The sequence below is a fragment of the Agrobacterium sp. M50-1 genome, assembly GCF_049843495.1.
In the GTDB taxonomy this organism is placed as follows: Bacteria; Pseudomonadota; Alphaproteobacteria; order Rhizobiales; family Rhizobiaceae; genus Agrobacterium; species Agrobacterium radiobacter.
Genome location: NZ_JBBHZH010000001.1, coordinates 80,236 through 96,262, shown reverse-complemented (window position 1 = coordinate 96,262; position 16,027 = coordinate 80,236). Strand labels below are relative to the sequence as shown.

Below are 16,027 nucleotides of genomic sequence, written 5' to 3'. Positions count from 1 at the left end.
ATATCATTCTGCGGAAAATGTCAGTTGCACCTTGCAGGCGGCGGATCGGTCTCCGGCCTGTTCGAATGCGGCTTTCGCCTCGCCAAGCGGAAAACTGTGGGAAATGATTGGCCGCACATCGATCTTGCGGGTGGAGATGAGCCCCGCGGCGATGGCGAATTCATCGTGGAAGCGTTGCGAGCCGCGCCATAGGATTTCCTTGCCCACCAGCGCATTGAGCGGAATGGTAATATCGCCGGTCACGCCCACTTGCACGATGGTGCCGCGCGGACGCACGCAGGCGAAGGCGCTGCGGAGCGCGGGGCCAGCGGCGGAGCAATCGAAAATAACGTCGAAATAACCCTTATTGTCCTGATAGGGCAAAAGCGCCTCGGCATCCTTCGCGACATTGATCGTGCGGTCCGCACCCATGGCTGGCGCACGTTCCAGCGCCGCATCGGTCAGATCGGTCGCAACAATGATGCTTGCACCCGAATGGCGGGCCGCAGCGATGGTCAAGAGCCCGATCGGCCCGGCCCCGGTCACCAGCACCTTCGCGCCAGCGAGATCGCCGGCCTGGGCTGCGGCATGCAGGCAGACGGCGAGCGGCTCGGTGCAGGCAGCTTCGGCCGGCGAGGTTGCGTCTGAAAATGTTGCACATTGTTTTGCCGGAACTACGAGCCGGTCGCGGAACATGCCCTGTTCGTGCGGCAGGCGCATGGCGCTGCCCATGAAGCGCATTTCAAGGCAGTGGATCGGCTGACCCTTCAGGCAAAAATGGCAATGGCCGCAGGGCTGCGAGGGATTGACGGCGACGAGCTGGCCGATCGCGAGCCCGCTGACGCCTTCCCCCATCGCCCGTACATGGCCGGATGCCTCATGCCCGCAGATGATCGGTTCACGCACCCGGACCGGGCCAAAGCCGCCATCCTGGTAATAATGGAGATCGGAGCCGCATATGCCGCCCGCCGCCATGGCGAGCAGCACTTCGCCCGGCCCTGGCTCGACGAGGTCCTGCGTTTCGACGCGAATGTCCTTCTGGCCGTATAGACGTGCCACGCGTGTCTGCATGACGATGCCCTCATGTCTGTGTATGGAATGAATGAACCCGCGCGGCGAACCGCGCGGGCAGGGGGTTCGTCAGCGAATCAGGCCCATTTCGGTCGGCAGCCACAGCGTGATGGCCGGGACGAAGGTGATCAGCAGCAATGCGATGAACAACGGCACCAGCCATGGCAGGATGGCCATGGTGGTGCGTTCGACGGAGAGTTTCGCCACGCGCGAGAGCACGAACAGCACCATGCCGAGCGGCGGATGCAGCAGACCGATCATCAGGTTGAGCGTGATGATAAGGCCGAAATGTACCGGATCGATATGGAACTGCAGCACCAGCGGCAGCAGGATCGGCACGAGGATGGTGATGGCCGCAATCGTGTCTAGGAAGCAGCCGACGAACAACATCAAGAGGTTGACCAGCACGAGGAATATCCACTTGCTGTCGGTGATCGTCAGGATCGCCGCAGAGAGAAGCTGCGCCGCCTGGCTGACGGTCAGAAGCCAGGCAAAGACCGAGGCCGCCGCGACGATGAAGAGCACCGAAGCGGTGGTCTCGATCGTATCGAAGGTCGATTTCGCCAGCGTCTTGAAGGTCATCGTGCGGTAACGCACGAGCCCGAGGAACAGCGACCAGAGCACGGCCGCGACGGCTGCTTCCGTCGGTGTGAACCAGCCCATGGTCATGCCGCCGATCAGGATCACCGGCGTCATCAGCGCCATCACGGCGGAGAAGTCGAAATACCAGTCGCAGGCGAGCAGGATGACCAGCACGATCAGGATCGACAGGTTCAGCGACAGGCCAAATGCTGTGAGGACATAGATGCCGAGCGGCACCATCATCACCACGAAGACTTCTATTGATGCACCAAAGATGGTTCTGAGGCTGAAGGGCGTATCGGAGCCCCAGCCCTTGATATAGGCGAAGACCGCAACCGTGATCATCATCAGCAGCGTCATGACGACACCCGGAATGATGCCGGCCATGAACAGCGCGCCGATGGAGACATTCGCCATCATGCCGTAAATGACGAAGGGCAGCGATGGTGGGAAGATCGGCCCGAGCGTCGCGGAAGCGGCGGTGACGCCGACGGCCGCCTCGACCGGATAACCGTGATCCTTCATGGCCTTGATTTCGATGGTGCCGATGCCCGCCGCATCGGCCAGCGCCGTGCCGGACATGCCGGAAAAGATCACCGAGCCGATGATGTTGACCTGTGCCAGACCGCCCTTCATCCAGCCGACGAGCGCGACGGCGAACGAGTAGATACGTCCCGTCACCCCTGCCGTGTTCATGAGATTACCGGCTAGAATGAAGAAGGGAACGGCCAGAAGCGGGAAGCTCTCGACGCCTGCAATCAGGCGCTGCGCCGCTATGATATCAGGCGCGACATTGTAGAACACGATGTAGAGCAGCGAGGCCGAGGCCATGGAAATGGCGACCGGCAGGCCGATCAGCATCAGCAGAAGAAATGAGCCGATAAGAAGCAGCATCTGATCAGTCCCCCGCGCTCTGGAATTCTTCGGGCCGCTCCAGAACGGAATAGCCACGCCGCATATTGTCGATGAAGACCTGCACCGACCGGAAGAACATCAGCACGAAAGCGGCCAGAACCGTGTAGAAGACGATGTTGCGCGGAAGCGCCACGGTCACCATCTCCTCATCTGCGACGATTTCCAGATAGCGCCACATCAGCCAGGATGTGTAAGCGAAGAAGAGGATACGCAGCACATCGACAAGGATCGACATGACGCGGGCCACCTGCGGCGGCACATAGTGATAAAGCACATCCACCTGGATGTGACGCGACATGCGAACGCACATGACCGAGCCCAGAAACACAACGCCGATCAGGCAGTTGATGGCGATTTCTTCCGTCCAGGCGTAGCTGTTGTTAAGCACGTAGCGGGTAAAGAACTGAAGGAAGACGCACCCCGTCATCAGCCAGAAAAGGCCGAGCGTGACCCAGTCTTCGAATGAGTAGACCTTGAGATCAACCTCGGGCGGCGCCTCGTCGAATGTATGGGCGAGTTCCTCAGGCGTGACCTGAGCATGGATTTCCTGCGACATTGAGATATCCCGTCTGGAGAGAAAGGGCGGTGCGGCAAAAGGAGCCGCACCGGATCTTGGCTCACTTGACGGCGCGAATGGCTTCCCAGTCGGCCTTGTCGTAACCGAAGTCCTCGAACTTCACTTTCTCGATGACGTTCTTCTCGAAGTCGGCCTTGTCGACTTCCGCGACGGTCAGGCCGCGTTTCTTGAAGTCTTCGACAAGGCTTTTCTCGCGGCCTTCGATGGTCTTGGTGGTCCGCTCGGCGGCCTGCTGCATGACCTCGGTGAAGATTTTCTTGTCGTCATCGGAAAGCTGCGACCAGAGGTTCTTCGAAATCACCGTGTTGAGGTGGTCGACGATGTGACCGGTCAAGACGATGTTTTTCTGCACTTCGAAGAACTTCTTCGCCTCGATGGTGGTCAGCGGGTTTTCCTGCGCATCCACGGTGCCGTTCTGGAGCGCCAGATAGACTTCCGCAAAGGCAATCGGCGTGGTGTTGGCACCGCAGGCGCGCGGCATAGCGAGATAGGCCGGAACGTCAGGTACGCGCATTTTAAGCCCGGCCATGTCGGCGCAGGCGGCAATCGGCTTGTTGGATGTGGTGTGGCGCGTGCCGTAATAGCTGACGGCGGCGATGTGGTTGCCGGTCTTGTCTTCGTAACCCTTGGCGAGGCGCTTGAAGATGTCGCTCTTGGTATAGGCGATCAGATGGCTCGGATCGCGGAAGATATAGGGGAAATAGGTGACGCCGATCGGCTTGAAGTCACGCGCGGCGAAGCTCGAACCGGAAATGATGATATCAACGGTGCCGATCTTCAGGCCCTGATTGATATCGGCTTCCTTGCCAAGCTGGGAAGCCGGAAAGACGTCAATCTTGTAGCGGCCATCGGTGCGCTTGGCGATTTCTTCGGCCGCCCAGACCGAATCCGTGTGGAACGGCTCGGAGGTTTCGTAAACATGGGCCCATTTCAGCGTGGTCTGCGCCTGCGCCGCCAGAGCGGAAAGCAGGATGGCGGCGGTTGCGCCCATCAAAGTCGACAATCTGATTTTCATTCTTAACTCCTCCCGAATTAAAGCCAGATGTGCTGTTTTTTCCGTCGCCGGTTGCGGCAACGGTCACTCTTCCCCGATCGCTTCCTCCCCGAAGCTTTCGGAAAATCTCTTCTGCGACAGCGTCAGATGCTGCCGCATCGCCTCACGGGCCCCTTCCGGGTCGTTGGCGGCAATGGCGTCACGGATTACCCGATGCTCCTGCACGGCGAGGTTCCAGGTGTGCGGGCCCTCGAAATAGCTGGCGAGCTTTTCGAAAAAGGGTGACAGGCTGCGCTCGTCATAGATCAGGCCGGTAAAGCGATTGAGCGCCGAATTGCCGATGATGTCGGCAATGGCGGTGTGGAAAGCCCGGTCGAGATTGAGCGCCTGTGGCGAATTGTCGAGCGCACCGGCCATGCGTTCGATGATATCGTCAAGCCTGGCGATGCATTCCGGCTTGGCAAGCCGTGCGGCTTCCTCGGCAATCGCGCTCTCGATGATGCAGCGCGCCTGCAGGATTTCAAACGGACCATGCGCATCCGGCACCGTCGGCTTTTCTTTAGCCTGCCTGCCGGCTGCGCTGACATAGACGCCCGAACCCATGCGGATATGGATGTGGCCCTCCACTTCCAGGACGATGAGGGCTTCACGAACCGTCGGGCGGGAAACGCCGAAGCGTTCCGCAAGGTCCCGTTCCGCCGGCAGGCGCTGACCTTCGGTCAGCTCCCCGCTTTCGACGAGCAAACGAATTTGTTCCGCGACCAGCCGGTAAAGGCGGCGCGGCTCCAGAGCCACAAACATGATGTCCCTCCCAGCGCGAAAGTCTCCCCCGATCGCGCAAGCGGTAAGATGGTCTTACCAATTTTATTAGGACGCATTTATGTGGTGCTGTCAATTGGCCGGTGTGGAAAAGTGCGGGGCGAAAGACTTGCGGCCGATACAGAGGCTTGGCATTTGCCTTACTCCGGGGCTTTTTCCATTTCCGCCATTCCGGCCTTGAACCGGAAGCCAATCAGCCCAAGTCATTGGACCGAGGGTGATGGCAAAGTCCGAAAACGTCTCCTCCGTCATGCTCGGGCTTGTCCCGGGCATCTGCAACCGCTCGGCTTTGCGATACGTGGTTGGATCCTCGGGACAAGCCCGAGGATGACGGCGCATGTGTGGGCTGGCTTTCAGCTCTTGCTACCTGCAAGCTTCAAGCCGCCGTCGTCGCCGATGATGACATCCAGCTCACCATACCCGCCAATGGAAAGATGCGGCGTTTCGATCGGGTGGGAATGGGTCACGTTGATGACAACCACCGCGGCGCCCATGCGTTCTCCGGCCTGAATGCCTGCGGGCGCATCTTCGAAGACGATGCAGCTTTCCGGCGCAACGCCCAGCCTTTCGGCGGCCTTCCTGTAACCTTCGGGATCGGGCTTGCCGTTGACGACATCGTCCGCACAGATCATGACGGGTGGCGGAGTGATGCCGGCCGCGGCGAGCCGGCGTTCAGCCAGTTCACGCACGGCTGACGTGACGATGGCCCACTTGCCTGCCGGTAGAGACGAAAGAAAGTCTGCGGCGCCCGGTATCTGAATGATGCCGTCCACATCATCCATCTCGGCGCGCAATATCATATCCGCCTCCGCATCCACATTAAGGCCGGGAATCGCCTCGCGACGGATCACCTCCGAGGCCCGCATGCCGTGAATGCGCTGCAGGAAAGCATTCGGCTCGATGCCATTTGCAACGGCCCACTCCCGCCAGACCCGCTCGACGACGGCGATCGAATTGACGAGTGTTCCATCCATGTCGAACAGGAAGGCCGCAAACTCTTGCGAAAAAATCTGGTTCTGCGGCGGGACTTTGCTGTGCATCTCATTCTTCCGTTGGAACTGTGGGACAGCCCGTATCTACAGTATCGGAAGACATAACGGAATCGCTTTTCCATCCCGGGAATCGAGGGCCGGCTCAAGGCCGGTCGGAAATCGTGTGCCAGAATCGGACGTGCTGCGATCCCGTCGAGTCGAAGTTCCAGGGCGGAGAAGGAGAGGGAGAGCGTGTCTTCGCTGAGACGTCAGCCTGCTGCAAGGATAAGCTGTCATCATAAACATTCGTAGAGGGTAGAATATCGCAAAATCAAAAGGTAACCGAGGTTTTTGAAAGTTCCGCGCGAAGAGTTTCGCATTGGGGATTTTCTTAACGATTTCCCTTCTTTGGGGCCGGCGTTAACCATTTGTTAACCATATTCGAGGTACCTAATTGTCAACGATTTATTTACCAAGATGACCAAAGTGCTAACAGACCAGCGTTCGATCCGTATCAAAGGCCGCTCCTTCCTCGCAGTCGTCCTGTCCCCCGAATCTCCGGTCGATCAATGGCTGGAGAGGCTTGATGATCTCGCCGCCCGTTCGGCGGGCTTCTTTCTGTCGCGGCCGGTGGTTCTCGACGTCTCGGAGCTGTCGCTCGACAAGGCGGGACTGAAGGAACTGCTGGCGGCGCTGACGGAGCGCAATGTCGGCATCATGGGCATTGAGGGCGTTCGCCCCTCGATGATCGAGCCGGGCATGCCGCCATCGCTGAAGGGTGGAAAGCCTGCTTCCGATGTCGAGGTTGAACCGGTCGCCATCGCCGCCGACTTGCCGGAGGAAAAGCCGCGTGCTGCCGGTGAGGTCAGGGCCGTCGTGCAGTCGCTGGTCATCAACGAGCCGGTGCGTTCCGGCCAGTCGATCATGTTTCCCGAGGGCGACGTGACCGTCATCGGCTCGGTCGCCTCGGGGGCGGAAATCATCGCCGGCGGTTCGGTGCATATTTACGGCGCCCTGCGCGGTCGGGCCATGGCTGGTTCGCTCGGCAATGTTTCGGCGCGCATCTTCTGCCGCAAGCTCGAAGCGGAGCTTCTGGCCATCGACGGCGTCTATAAGGTTGCCGAAGACATTGACGACAAGCTGCGCGGCCAGCCCGTTCAGCTCTGGCTGGAAAACGATACGATCAAGGCCGCAAAACTCGGCTGATAACAGATAAACACACAGGAACAGGAGAGAGCCATATGGGGAAGGTAGTCGTTGTAACTTCCGGCAAGGGCGGGGTCGGAAAGACCACCTCGACCGCAGCGCTTGGCGCCGCATTGGCGCAGAATAAAGAGAAGGTCGTGGTCGTCGATTTCGATGTCGGCCTGCGCAACCTCGATCTCGTCATGGGTGCTGAACGCCGTGTGGTTTACGATCTCGTCAACGTCATCCAGGGCGATGCCAAGCTGACGCAGGCGCTGATCCGCGACAAACGCCTCGAGACGCTGTTCCTCCTGCCCGCCTCGCAGACGCGCGACAAGGACAATCTGACGCCCGAAGGTGTCGAATGGGTCATCAACGAGCTGAAGAAACATTTCGACTGGGTGATTTGCGACAGCCCGGCCGGTATCGAGCGCGGCGCGACGCTGGCCATGCGTCATGCGGATGTGGCCGTTGTTGTCACCAATCCGGAAGTTTCCTCCGTGCGTGATAGCGACCGCATCATCGGCCTGCTCGATTCCAAGACGCTGAAGGCCGAGCGCGGCGAGCGCATGGAGAAGCACCTGCTTCTGACGCGTTACGATGCTTCCCGCGCCGAGCGTGGCGATATGCTGAAGGTCGATGACGTTCTGGAAATCCTTTCCATTCCGTTGCTTGGCATTATTCCCGAAAGCACGGATGTGCTGCGCGCTTCGAACGTCGGCGCGCCGGTCACGCTGGCGGATGCCCGTTGCGCGCCGGCCATGGCTTATTTCGACGCCGCTCGCCGTCTGTCCGGCGAGGATATTCCGGTGGTCATCCCGGGTGAGAAGCGCGGCATCTTCTCCAAAATCTTCGCAAGGAGGGCTGCATGAGCATCTTCAGTCTTTTCCGCAAACAGAAGTCGGCACCGCTTGCGCGTGAGCGTCTGCAGGTGCTGCTCGCCCACGAAAGGGCATCGTCCGGCTCCGATCTCGTGGCTATCCTCCGGGAAGAAATTCTCGGTGTCATCGCCAAGCATGTACAGATCGACAGCGACCGGGTGCATGTGAAGATGGATCGCGACGAGCATGTCTCCATTCTGGAGATCGACGTCGAAATCCCGCTCGGCGCGGACCTGCGCGCTGCCTGAAGATGTTTTGCCAAAGACGCCGCCCGCTTCCGGGCGGCTTTTTTATTCCGCCGTCGTGTCGACGGGTTTGCGAAACGCTTCCTCCAGGTCACCTGGCAGCGGGCGTTTCAGGTTTATCCCGTTCGGCGGGATCGGCGCGTTGAACCATTTGTCGTAGATTTTTTCGATTTCACCGCTGGCATAGATTTCGCCGAGCGCCTCGTTGACGGCGTCCCTGAAGCCTGTATCGCCGTGCCGGAGCATCAGGCCATAGGGCTGGGGCGGAGCGAGATATTCGTTGGAGATGACGTAGTATTCCGGCTTGCCCGTCTCGGCGACGAAGGATCGCAGGAGAATATCGTCCATCACAAAGGCTGAGGCGCGGTTTTCCGTCACCATGTCGAAACTGCCCTCCGTGCTGTCATTCTGCAGCACGGCAATGTTCAGCCCCAATTTGCGATTGAGCACGTTCAGCTGGCTGATATTGATGGTTCCCGTCGTCACCACCACCGTTCGTCCGGCAAGATCGGCGACGGTGTTCAGACCACTCGATTTCAGCGCGACATAACGCGTGCCGGTGATGAAGTGGCTGTAGGAGAACCACACGGCCTTGCGCCTTTCCTCCGTATTCGTGCTTGCCACGCATTCCATATCCATCGTGCCGTCATTGAGAAGCATGATGCGGTTGCTGGGGGTGCGCTTGACGAATTCTACCTTCAGTTCGGGCAGGCCGAGCTTTCTCTTGATGGAATCCGTCACCCTCAGGCAGAGTTCGATGCTGTAACCAATCGGTTCCGGCCCGGCGCCAAGATAAGAAAAGGGAATATTGCGATCGGCATAACCGAGCTTGATCGTGCCGGTTCTGGCAATGGTTTCAAGCGTCGGCGGTTGGGCGTCGTCACTGGCCGCCTGGGCGGGCAGAAGACTGAGGAAAAACAAGAAAAGCCATAATGTCGATCTCTGCATCGCGCATCTCCAGCCAAAATAATCCGTCAAAACATCTTCGTGAAAATCGATAGGGGTTGGCGCTTTGCGCTCTCAGTCCTGGTATTCGCTTGGATATTCGTAGGCGTGTTTTAATGACGCGGCCATTGGCAGGTTCAGGTTCATGCCGTTTGGGGGAATGGGCTTGGTGAACCATTTTTCATAGAGGCCGTGAATGGCCGGCCCGGTGAAGATATGTCTGAGGCTTTCATTGACCGCCGCCTTGAAAGCCGGGTCGTTGCGCCGGAAAACCAGGCCATAGGGTTCGGGTGCGCTCAGCGTTTCCTCGGAAAGCGCATAGAGGTCCGGGTTTTCCGATGTCGCCGCCAGCGCCGCGAGCAATATGCCATCCATGACAAAGGCGGACGCCTTGCCGGAAACCACGAGTTCGAAGGCCTCCTCATTGGTTTTTGTCGGCATTACCGAGATGTTGAGGTTCTTCGCCCGGTTGACGGCGTTGAGCTGCTCGATATTGACGGTGCCGGAGGCGGATGTGACGGACCGTCCGGCGAGATCGGCAAGGCTTTTCAGATTGTCCTGCCTGCGGGAGAGAAACTGCGTCGCGGTCATGAAATTGGGATAGGAAAAATCCACGATCTTGCGGCGTTCGCTATTATTGGTCGTGGCCGCGCATTCAATGTCGATCTGGCCGCTGCGGACAAGGATGAAGCGGGTCGCGGGCGTTGCCTTGACATATTCGAGCTCGATGCGGTCGAGCTTCAGCTTCCTGCGAATATCTTCGCTGATCGCCCGACAAAGATCGGTCGAGAAACCGGTGACCTCGCCATCGGGCAATTGATAGGAAAAAGGCGGTTCGGCCTCGCGATAGCCGATGCGGATCTTGGCGGTTCTGGCAATCTGCTGAAGCGTGTCGCCTTCGCTGGCGGCCTGCAAGGAGGTGATGGGAGCAAAGCATGTGAGGAAAAGGCAAAATACTGAAAGACGCATTTTATGTCCTCTGGGCCGGCGGCCGGTTTCTCAAATGGCTTTTTGTGGTGGGCAATAGGTTTCCTGTGTCGGCCGACCGATGTCGCCGAATTCACCCTGCGCAATCGGAGTGATGACGGCGCGGTTCTTGAGAATTCGGGCAAGCGGCGCGGGCTCGGCAAAATAATAGCCCTGCGCTTCGTCGCACCCGGAAAGCTTGAGCGCTTCGACCTGCTCACTGTTCTCAACTCCTTCGGCGGTGACCTTCAGGCCGATCTGTTCAGCCATGTCGATGACGGTGTTGACGATGGCCGAACACATGGGATTGGCCGGCAGGCCGGAGACGAACTCCCGGTCGATCTTGATCTTGTCGAAGGCGACGTGGGTAAGTGTGCTGAGCCCGGCATAACCGGTGCCGAAATCATCAAGAGCGAGGCGAACGCCTCTTTCCTTCAGCAGTTTCAGCGCCCGGGCGCTGCTGTCGCGTTCCAGCATGGCCGTTTCAGTCACTTCCAGTTCAAGCCGCTCCGCCGGGAAGCCGGATGTTTCAAGCGCCCGGTCGACGACAGGGACGATATCATCATTGCAAAGCTGAACGGCGGATAGGTTGACGGCGAGCCTGATATCCTTCGGCCAGGTCATCGCATCCATGCAGGCCTGTGCCAGAACCCATTCGCCCAACGGCCTGATGAAGTTGTTTTCTTCGGCAAGCGTGATGAAGCGGTCCGGGGTGATGAGGCCAAGCTTGCTATGCCGCCAGCGGGCCAGCGCTTCATAAGCGACGATGCGACCGCTCTGCAGATTGACCACGGGCTGGTAATGCAGCTCGAATTCGTGGTTTTCGAGTGCGGATTTCATGTCTATTTCCAGCGCATGCTTGTGCTGCGCCGCCATGTCCATGCCCGCCTCATAGAAAACGAAATAGCCGCAGCCCATGGATTTCGCCCGGTAAAGGCCGAGATCTGCGTGTTGCAGAAGCTGCGTGGCGGATGTGCCGTGGCCCGGCGCGCAGGCAATGCCGATGCTGGTATCGATGCTGATATCGCTGCCTTCCAGGTTGAAATTGCGCGAGACGGCATGCACCACCCGGGCGGCCAGCATCGCCGCATCGCTCTCGCAGTCACCGTTCGTCGATTGGATGATCGCGAATTCGTCACCGCCGAGGCGGCTCACCATATCGTTTTCACCGAGCACGGAGGAAATCCGCGAAGCCACCGCCACCAGCAAGGCGTCACCGGCGGCATGTCCGAGTGTGTCATTGACGGCCTTGAAGCGGTCGAGATCGAGCAGCATGACATTGAAGGGCTGGCCGGACGCCGACAGTTGCTCCAGACGGTTTTCCAGCGTCTTCATCAAAAGCACACGGTTTGGAAGTCCGGTCAGAGCGTCGTGATGGGCCATATGCTCCAGCTGCTGCGCCATATCGCGTATCTGCCGCAGGCGTCCACGCTCAAGAACCGCCTCGCGCAACGTCTCGATGGCGGTGGCCATGTCGCCGATCTCGTCCCTCCGCTCCTGAAACGGCGTAGCGACATCTGTTTCCTCACGGGCAATCCGCAGCGTCGCCTGCACGAGCGCCGGGACCGGTTTCAGGAAATGCCGGGCAATCACGGTCACAAGCACGCCGGTGACGGTCAAGACCACGATCAGGGCGGCGAGCGAATTATAGATCAGCTTGCGCTGCGCGCCATAAAGCGCGTCCGAGCCGCCGATGCTGACGGCGACCGCGCCGATCGGTTTCTTCGTTTCCGTGCTGATGATCGGCAAAAGACCGATATAATGGCTGGATTCGCCGATGGTCGCAAAACCGGTGGAAAAACGCGCGGCGACCGCATCTCTGGAAAAAATGGGATCGGTGGCGAGCGGCTTTTCATCGTCATCGGTGGCGTTGTCGAAGGCCGCCGCGATCTGTCGGAAGCCGGAATCGGCCTCATCATAACGGAAAAGCCAGACGGCATTCTTGGTCTGCGCGCCGATAAGCGCAAGCACGTCGCTGGGGTTGAAGCCGGTGACGAGAATGGAGTCATCATCGCCGATCGGCTTGTCGGTCAATATGCCGTTGACCTGCCCGTCGGTATCGGCGGTGACGCTGACATAGGTATAGATGCTGCGAAGCGTGGCGCTGGCGATCTGCGAATTGACGCGGGCCTGGTTGAGCCATTGCTCGCTGGCGGCGGCGACGAACATGTACCAGCCGACGAGTGCGCCGATGCTGTAGGAGAAGATCACGCCGCCGAGGAATATCAAGGTTATCTTGCTGGCGAGCGACCGCCGCCGCGAAAACCGGCCTGTTTCCGGTTGCGTCGGTGAGCGAAGCGTGTGGCCCGGTTCAACCTGTCTATCTGTCCCGCGATAGGCAGTCTCTTCCATTCGCGATAGTCCCCCGCGATGTCGCGTTATAATTGTTTTATGGAATTTTATAGGGCATGCGTTTCAATGATGTCTGCTAAATAATTCAACAAAGTTTAGAGGCGATTAAGAATTAATCCGTCTTTTTATAGTCGTAGCTTATATAAGAAATGGCGTTCCTGCACCTCAGGTTGAAAAATCGGAGGTTAGAGATGAAGTGTCAAGGATAGACTCTAAAATCCTGCGATCTTCGTCATGTTTCCTGATCCGGCGTCTGGGGGCATAGATGGCGCGATGATTGACCTTGCCAACGGGTCGATAAACGGCATGTTGTGCGCAACATGCCGTTTTCAGGGAAGATATCCATGGCTCACAGAGGCAAAAATATCGCGCAGCTTTCCGTTCTCATCCAGAGCGGCCATCTCGATCCGCGCGCCTTGGCGGAGGAGACGCTGGATGCGATCGGCAATGAGGCCGATCAAGCCATTTTTGTCGAGTTGACGGGCGCGCGGGCCATGGTAGAGGCGGAAGCCGCGTCAAAACGCATTGGCGAGGGCCGCTCCTGTGGCGTGCTTGATGGCATTCCGGTGGCCTGGAAGGATCTTTTTGATCTGGAAGGCATGGCGACCACGGCCGGATCGAAGGTGCTTGCTGACGATGCGCCTGCGTCTCGCGATGCGGATGTGGTGACGGCGCTGAAGCAGGCGGGCATGATCTGCATCGGCCGCACCAATATGAGCGAGTTCGCGTTTTCCGGTCTCGGCATCAATCCGCATTATGGCACGCCACGCAATCCTGCTTCTGCGGACGGTCACCGTCTGCCGGGCGGCTCGTCGTCCGGCGCGGGCGTCACTGTCGCCGCCGGCCTGGTGCCGGTGGCGATCGGCACCGATACGGGCGGATCGGTGCGTATTCCCGCCGCTTTCAACGGTGTGGTGGGTTACAAGGCAAGCCGCGGCCGTTATTCGATGCGTGGCGTTTATCCCTTGGCAAAAAGCCTGGATTCGCTCGGGCCGCTCACGCACACCGTACAGGACGCCGTCTGGGTGGATGCCGCCATGCGCGGCAAGGCGTCTGCCGATCTCTCTCGCGCGCCTCTTTCCGGCCTTTCGCTGGTGGTGCCGGAAACGGTATTTTTCGATGGCATAGAGGATGGCGTCGCAACCGCTTTCGAGCAGGCGGTGGAACGTCTTGTCCATGCCGGGGCTTCGGTGCGGCGGCAGGCATTTCCGATTTTCTCGGAGCTGTTCGATCTGATCAGGGAAAAGGGCGCGCTGGTGACGGCGGAAGCTTTTGCCCTGCACAAGACACGGCTGGAAGGTGCGGATGCCGCGCTCATGGACCCGCGCGTGGTTGCGCGAACGAAGCTTGGTGCAAATATCTCCATGTCTGATTATATCGCCATCATCGAGGCGCGCGAACGCATGACGGCGGCGTTTTCCGGTATGATCGGCATGCAGGAGCTGCTGGTATCGCCGACATTGCCGCATGTCGCGGCCAAGGTCGCGCCGCTTCTTGATAATGATGATGCCTTTTTCGCCATGAATGCGAAAACCCTGCGCAACACCCAGATTGGCAATTTCTTCGATCTCTGCGGTGTTTCTATTCCTTGCGGCACGGGCGAGGCGGGCATGCCGGTCGGCTTGCTGCTTTCCGGTCTACACGGCTCGGATGACCATGTTCTCAGCGTGGCGATGGCGGCGGAAGAGATTATTCGCGGCTGATGAAAAGAAAGGGCGGCCTTGTTTGGCCGCCTCTCAATGCATGCTTCAACGCGCCGCCCAGTTGGCGCCGCGGCGGAACATGGTCTTCATCTGCGGCACGGAAAATTCCTTGGCCTGATGGCCGAGCGCCGAATAGAAGACGCGGCCCTTGCCGTATTTGCGCTTCCACACCACCGGCATCACCACGCCATCGATCCACCAGGCGTGGTCGCCGGTGAATTTCGTCGTGGCCAGCACCTCGTTGGAGGGGTCGACATGCATGTAATATTGCTCCGACGTATAGGGGAAATCGGAAATTCCCTCCATCAGCGGGTCGTCGGGGCGGGTGATGTTGACCGTGTAATCGATGATATTGCCGGGATGGGCGACCCATTGGCCGCCGATCATGAACTGATATTCCACGCATTCGCGGAAACTGTCGCCCGCGCCGCCATGGAAACCGGCAATGCCGACGCCGTTTTCGACGGCGGCTGTGAGGTTCTTGATCTCTTCCTTCTCGATCTTCGACATAGTGACAATAGGCACGACGAGGCTGAGATCGTGCACGGAAGGATCGGCGAAAGCCTCCGTGCTGTGCTCCACATAAACCTTGAAACCGTCTTCTTCCAATATGTCCTTGACGATCGTGGCGCATTCCTGCGGCTCGTGGCCGCTCCAGCCGCCCCATACGATAAGTGCTTCGCGCATTTATTTCCTCCTGCGGATTATTTGCCGAGCTGGCCGTCGACCAGCGATGTTTCGAGCGGGGCGGGGCGCTCCGCTTTGGTGGTGATGGAAACGGTCGTGCCGCTGTCCGACGCCGTCTGGAAGGCTTCCATGACTTCCAGCACATGCAGGGCGAGATCGCCATTGGCGCGGTGCGGACGGTTCTCGCGGATCGCGTAGGCCATATCTGCGACACCGATGGAGCGGTAATTGCCGTCAGCATAGGGCGAGGACAGCGACTGCGACTCGAACTGGCCGCCCTTCTTCAGCAATTGCACCTCACCGCCGAAATGGTTGGGATCGGGCACGATCAGCGTGCCTTCGGTGCCGTAGAGTTCCAGCGGCACATGTTTGTGGCCCGCCACATCGAAACTCATGCCCACCTGCACAATGGCGCCGTTCTCAAAGGCCAGCACGCCGGACACATGGGTGGCGACATGGACGGGGATTTTTTCACCGTTCTTCGGTTCGCTGGTGATGAGGCGCTCATTGCGCGGTGCAACCGCAAAGCCCGCCACCTTGGCGACCGGGCCGAACAGGTTGACGAGGTCGGTAATGTAATAGGGGCCCATATCCAGCATCGGTCCGCCGCCGACCTCGTAATAGAAGGCCGGGTTGGGGTGCCAGCGCTCATGGCCGGGGCACATGAAGGTCGCCGTTCCGCCAACGGGCTGGCCCAGCACGCCCTCATCGATCAGGCGGCGTGCGGTCTGGTGTCCGCCCCCAAGGAAGGTGTCGGGGGCCGAACCGATGCGCAGGCCCTTGGCCTTTGCCGCATCCGCAAGGCGCTTGCCTTCCGTGAAATTGATGCCGAGCGGTTTTTCCGAATAGGCGTGTTTGCCGGCATCAAGCGCGCGCAGCCCCACTTCCACATGCGCCTTGGGGATCGTCAGGTTGACGATGATTTCCACTGACGGGTCGGAGAGAAGCGCGTCGATGCTTTTTGCCTGGAGGCCGAATTCCTCCGCCCGCGCCTTTGCCGCTTCCTCGTTCATATCCGCCAGTCCGCGAATATCGAGAATGGGAAACGACGCCATGGCCTTGAGATAGGCGCTGGAAATGTTGCCGCAGCCTATGATGCCGATACCGACCTTGTTCATATGATTCCTCCCGTAAATCAGAAATGCCTGGGCCTGC

Annotated in this window: 15 protein-coding genes; 4 read left to right on the top strand and 11 right to left on the bottom strand. The window is 59.3% G+C overall.

Annotated features, from left to right (window positions below; genetic code table 11):
- Positions 1-3 precede the first annotated feature (3 nt).
- The 6 genes from WDZ78_RS00425 to WDZ78_RS00400 all read right to left on the bottom strand — a co-directional run bounded on the left by WDZ78_RS00425 (position 4) and on the right by WDZ78_RS00400 (position 5,977).
- Entirely contained in the window at positions 4-1,050 is a 1,047-nt protein-coding gene (locus WDZ78_RS00425; RefSeq protein ID WP_425672009.1) for an L-idonate 5-dehydrogenase, read from the bottom strand.
- A 69-nt stretch (positions 1,051-1,119) separates the two neighbouring features.
- Complete coding sequence (locus tag WDZ78_RS00420) at positions 1,120-2,526, bottom strand: TRAP transporter large permease (RefSeq protein ID WP_112951234.1); 1,407 nt, start codon at positions 2,524-2,526, stop codon at positions 1,120-1,122.
- Positions 2,527-2,530: 4 nt separating this feature from the next.
- On the bottom strand, positions 2,531-3,103 hold the full coding sequence (locus WDZ78_RS00415) for a TRAP transporter small permease (RefSeq protein WP_425672008.1): 573 nt from the start codon (positions 3,101-3,103) through the stop codon (positions 2,531-2,533).
- A 61-nt stretch (positions 3,104-3,164) separates the two neighbouring features.
- On the bottom strand, positions 3,165-4,139 hold the full coding sequence (locus WDZ78_RS00410; RefSeq protein ID WP_026363948.1) for a sialic acid TRAP transporter substrate-binding protein SiaP: 975 nt from the start codon (positions 4,137-4,139) through the stop codon (positions 3,165-3,167).
- Between the two features lie 63 nt (positions 4,140-4,202).
- Complete coding sequence (locus WDZ78_RS00405; RefSeq protein ID WP_425672007.1) at positions 4,203-4,919, bottom strand: FadR/GntR family transcriptional regulator; 717 nt, start codon at positions 4,917-4,919, stop codon at positions 4,203-4,205.
- A gap of 371 nt (positions 4,920-5,290) precedes the next feature.
- Positions 5,291-5,977, bottom strand: coding sequence for an HAD family hydrolase (locus WDZ78_RS00400; protein WP_020011803.1), 687 nt, complete (start codon positions 5,975-5,977; stop codon positions 5,291-5,293).
- 408 nt (positions 5,978-6,385) lie between these two features.
- Between WDZ78_RS00400 and minC the strand changes: the two genes are divergently transcribed.
- Genes minC through minE form a run of 3 tightly spaced genes read left to right on the top strand, consistent with a single transcriptional unit; the run spans position 6,386 to position 8,222 of the window.
- Entirely contained in the window at positions 6,386-7,114 is a 729-nt protein-coding gene (gene minC, locus WDZ78_RS00395; RefSeq protein WP_162690285.1) for a septum site-determining protein MinC, read from the top strand.
- A gap of 35 nt (positions 7,115-7,149) precedes the next feature.
- Complete coding sequence (minD, locus tag WDZ78_RS00390; RefSeq protein WP_003506498.1) at positions 7,150-7,965, top strand: septum site-determining protein MinD; 816 nt, start codon at positions 7,150-7,152, stop codon at positions 7,963-7,965.
- Positions 7,962-8,222, top strand: a complete 261-nt coding sequence (gene minE, locus WDZ78_RS00385; RefSeq protein WP_003506500.1) for a cell division topological specificity factor MinE — start codon at positions 7,962-7,964, stop codon at positions 8,220-8,222. The genes minD and minE overlap by 4 nt, the downstream gene beginning before the upstream one ends.
- A gap of 42 nt (positions 8,223-8,264) precedes the next feature.
- Here the strand turns inward: minE and WDZ78_RS00380 are convergent, their stop codons facing one another.
- The 3 genes from WDZ78_RS00380 to WDZ78_RS00370 all read right to left on the bottom strand — a co-directional run bounded on the left by WDZ78_RS00380 (position 8,265) and on the right by WDZ78_RS00370 (position 12,482).
- Complete coding sequence (locus tag WDZ78_RS00380; RefSeq protein WP_425672006.1) at positions 8,265-9,167, bottom strand: amino acid ABC transporter substrate-binding protein; 903 nt, start codon at positions 9,165-9,167, stop codon at positions 8,265-8,267.
- Between the two features lie 72 nt (positions 9,168-9,239).
- Entirely contained in the window at positions 9,240-10,133 is an 894-nt protein-coding gene (locus tag WDZ78_RS00375) for an amino acid ABC transporter substrate-binding protein (RefSeq protein WP_425672005.1), read from the bottom strand.
- A gap of 30 nt (positions 10,134-10,163) precedes the next feature.
- Positions 10,164-12,482 carry an EAL domain-containing protein gene (locus tag WDZ78_RS00370; protein WP_111792436.1) on the bottom strand — a complete coding sequence of 773 codons (2,319 nt, stop codon included), beginning with the start codon at positions 12,480-12,482 and terminating at the stop codon, positions 10,164-10,166.
- Positions 12,483-12,826: 344 nt separating this feature from the next.
- On the opposite strand from WDZ78_RS00370, the gene WDZ78_RS00365 reads away from it, so the two are divergent.
- Positions 12,827-14,185, top strand: a complete 1,359-nt coding sequence (locus tag WDZ78_RS00365; RefSeq protein WP_425672004.1) for an amidase — start codon at positions 12,827-12,829, stop codon at positions 14,183-14,185.
- Positions 14,186-14,230: 45 nt separating this feature from the next.
- Here WDZ78_RS00365 and WDZ78_RS00360 read toward each other — a convergent pair whose 3' ends face one another.
- Positions 14,231-14,872: a ThuA domain-containing protein gene (locus tag WDZ78_RS00360; protein ID WP_003506506.1), complete on the bottom strand. Its 642-nt coding sequence runs from the start codon at positions 14,870-14,872 to the stop codon at positions 14,231-14,233.
- Between the two features lie 17 nt (positions 14,873-14,889).
- Positions 14,890-15,990, bottom strand: coding sequence for a Gfo/Idh/MocA family protein (locus WDZ78_RS00355; RefSeq protein WP_425672003.1), 1,101 nt, complete (start codon positions 15,988-15,990; stop codon positions 14,890-14,892).
- Positions 15,991-16,027 lie beyond the last annotated feature (37 nt).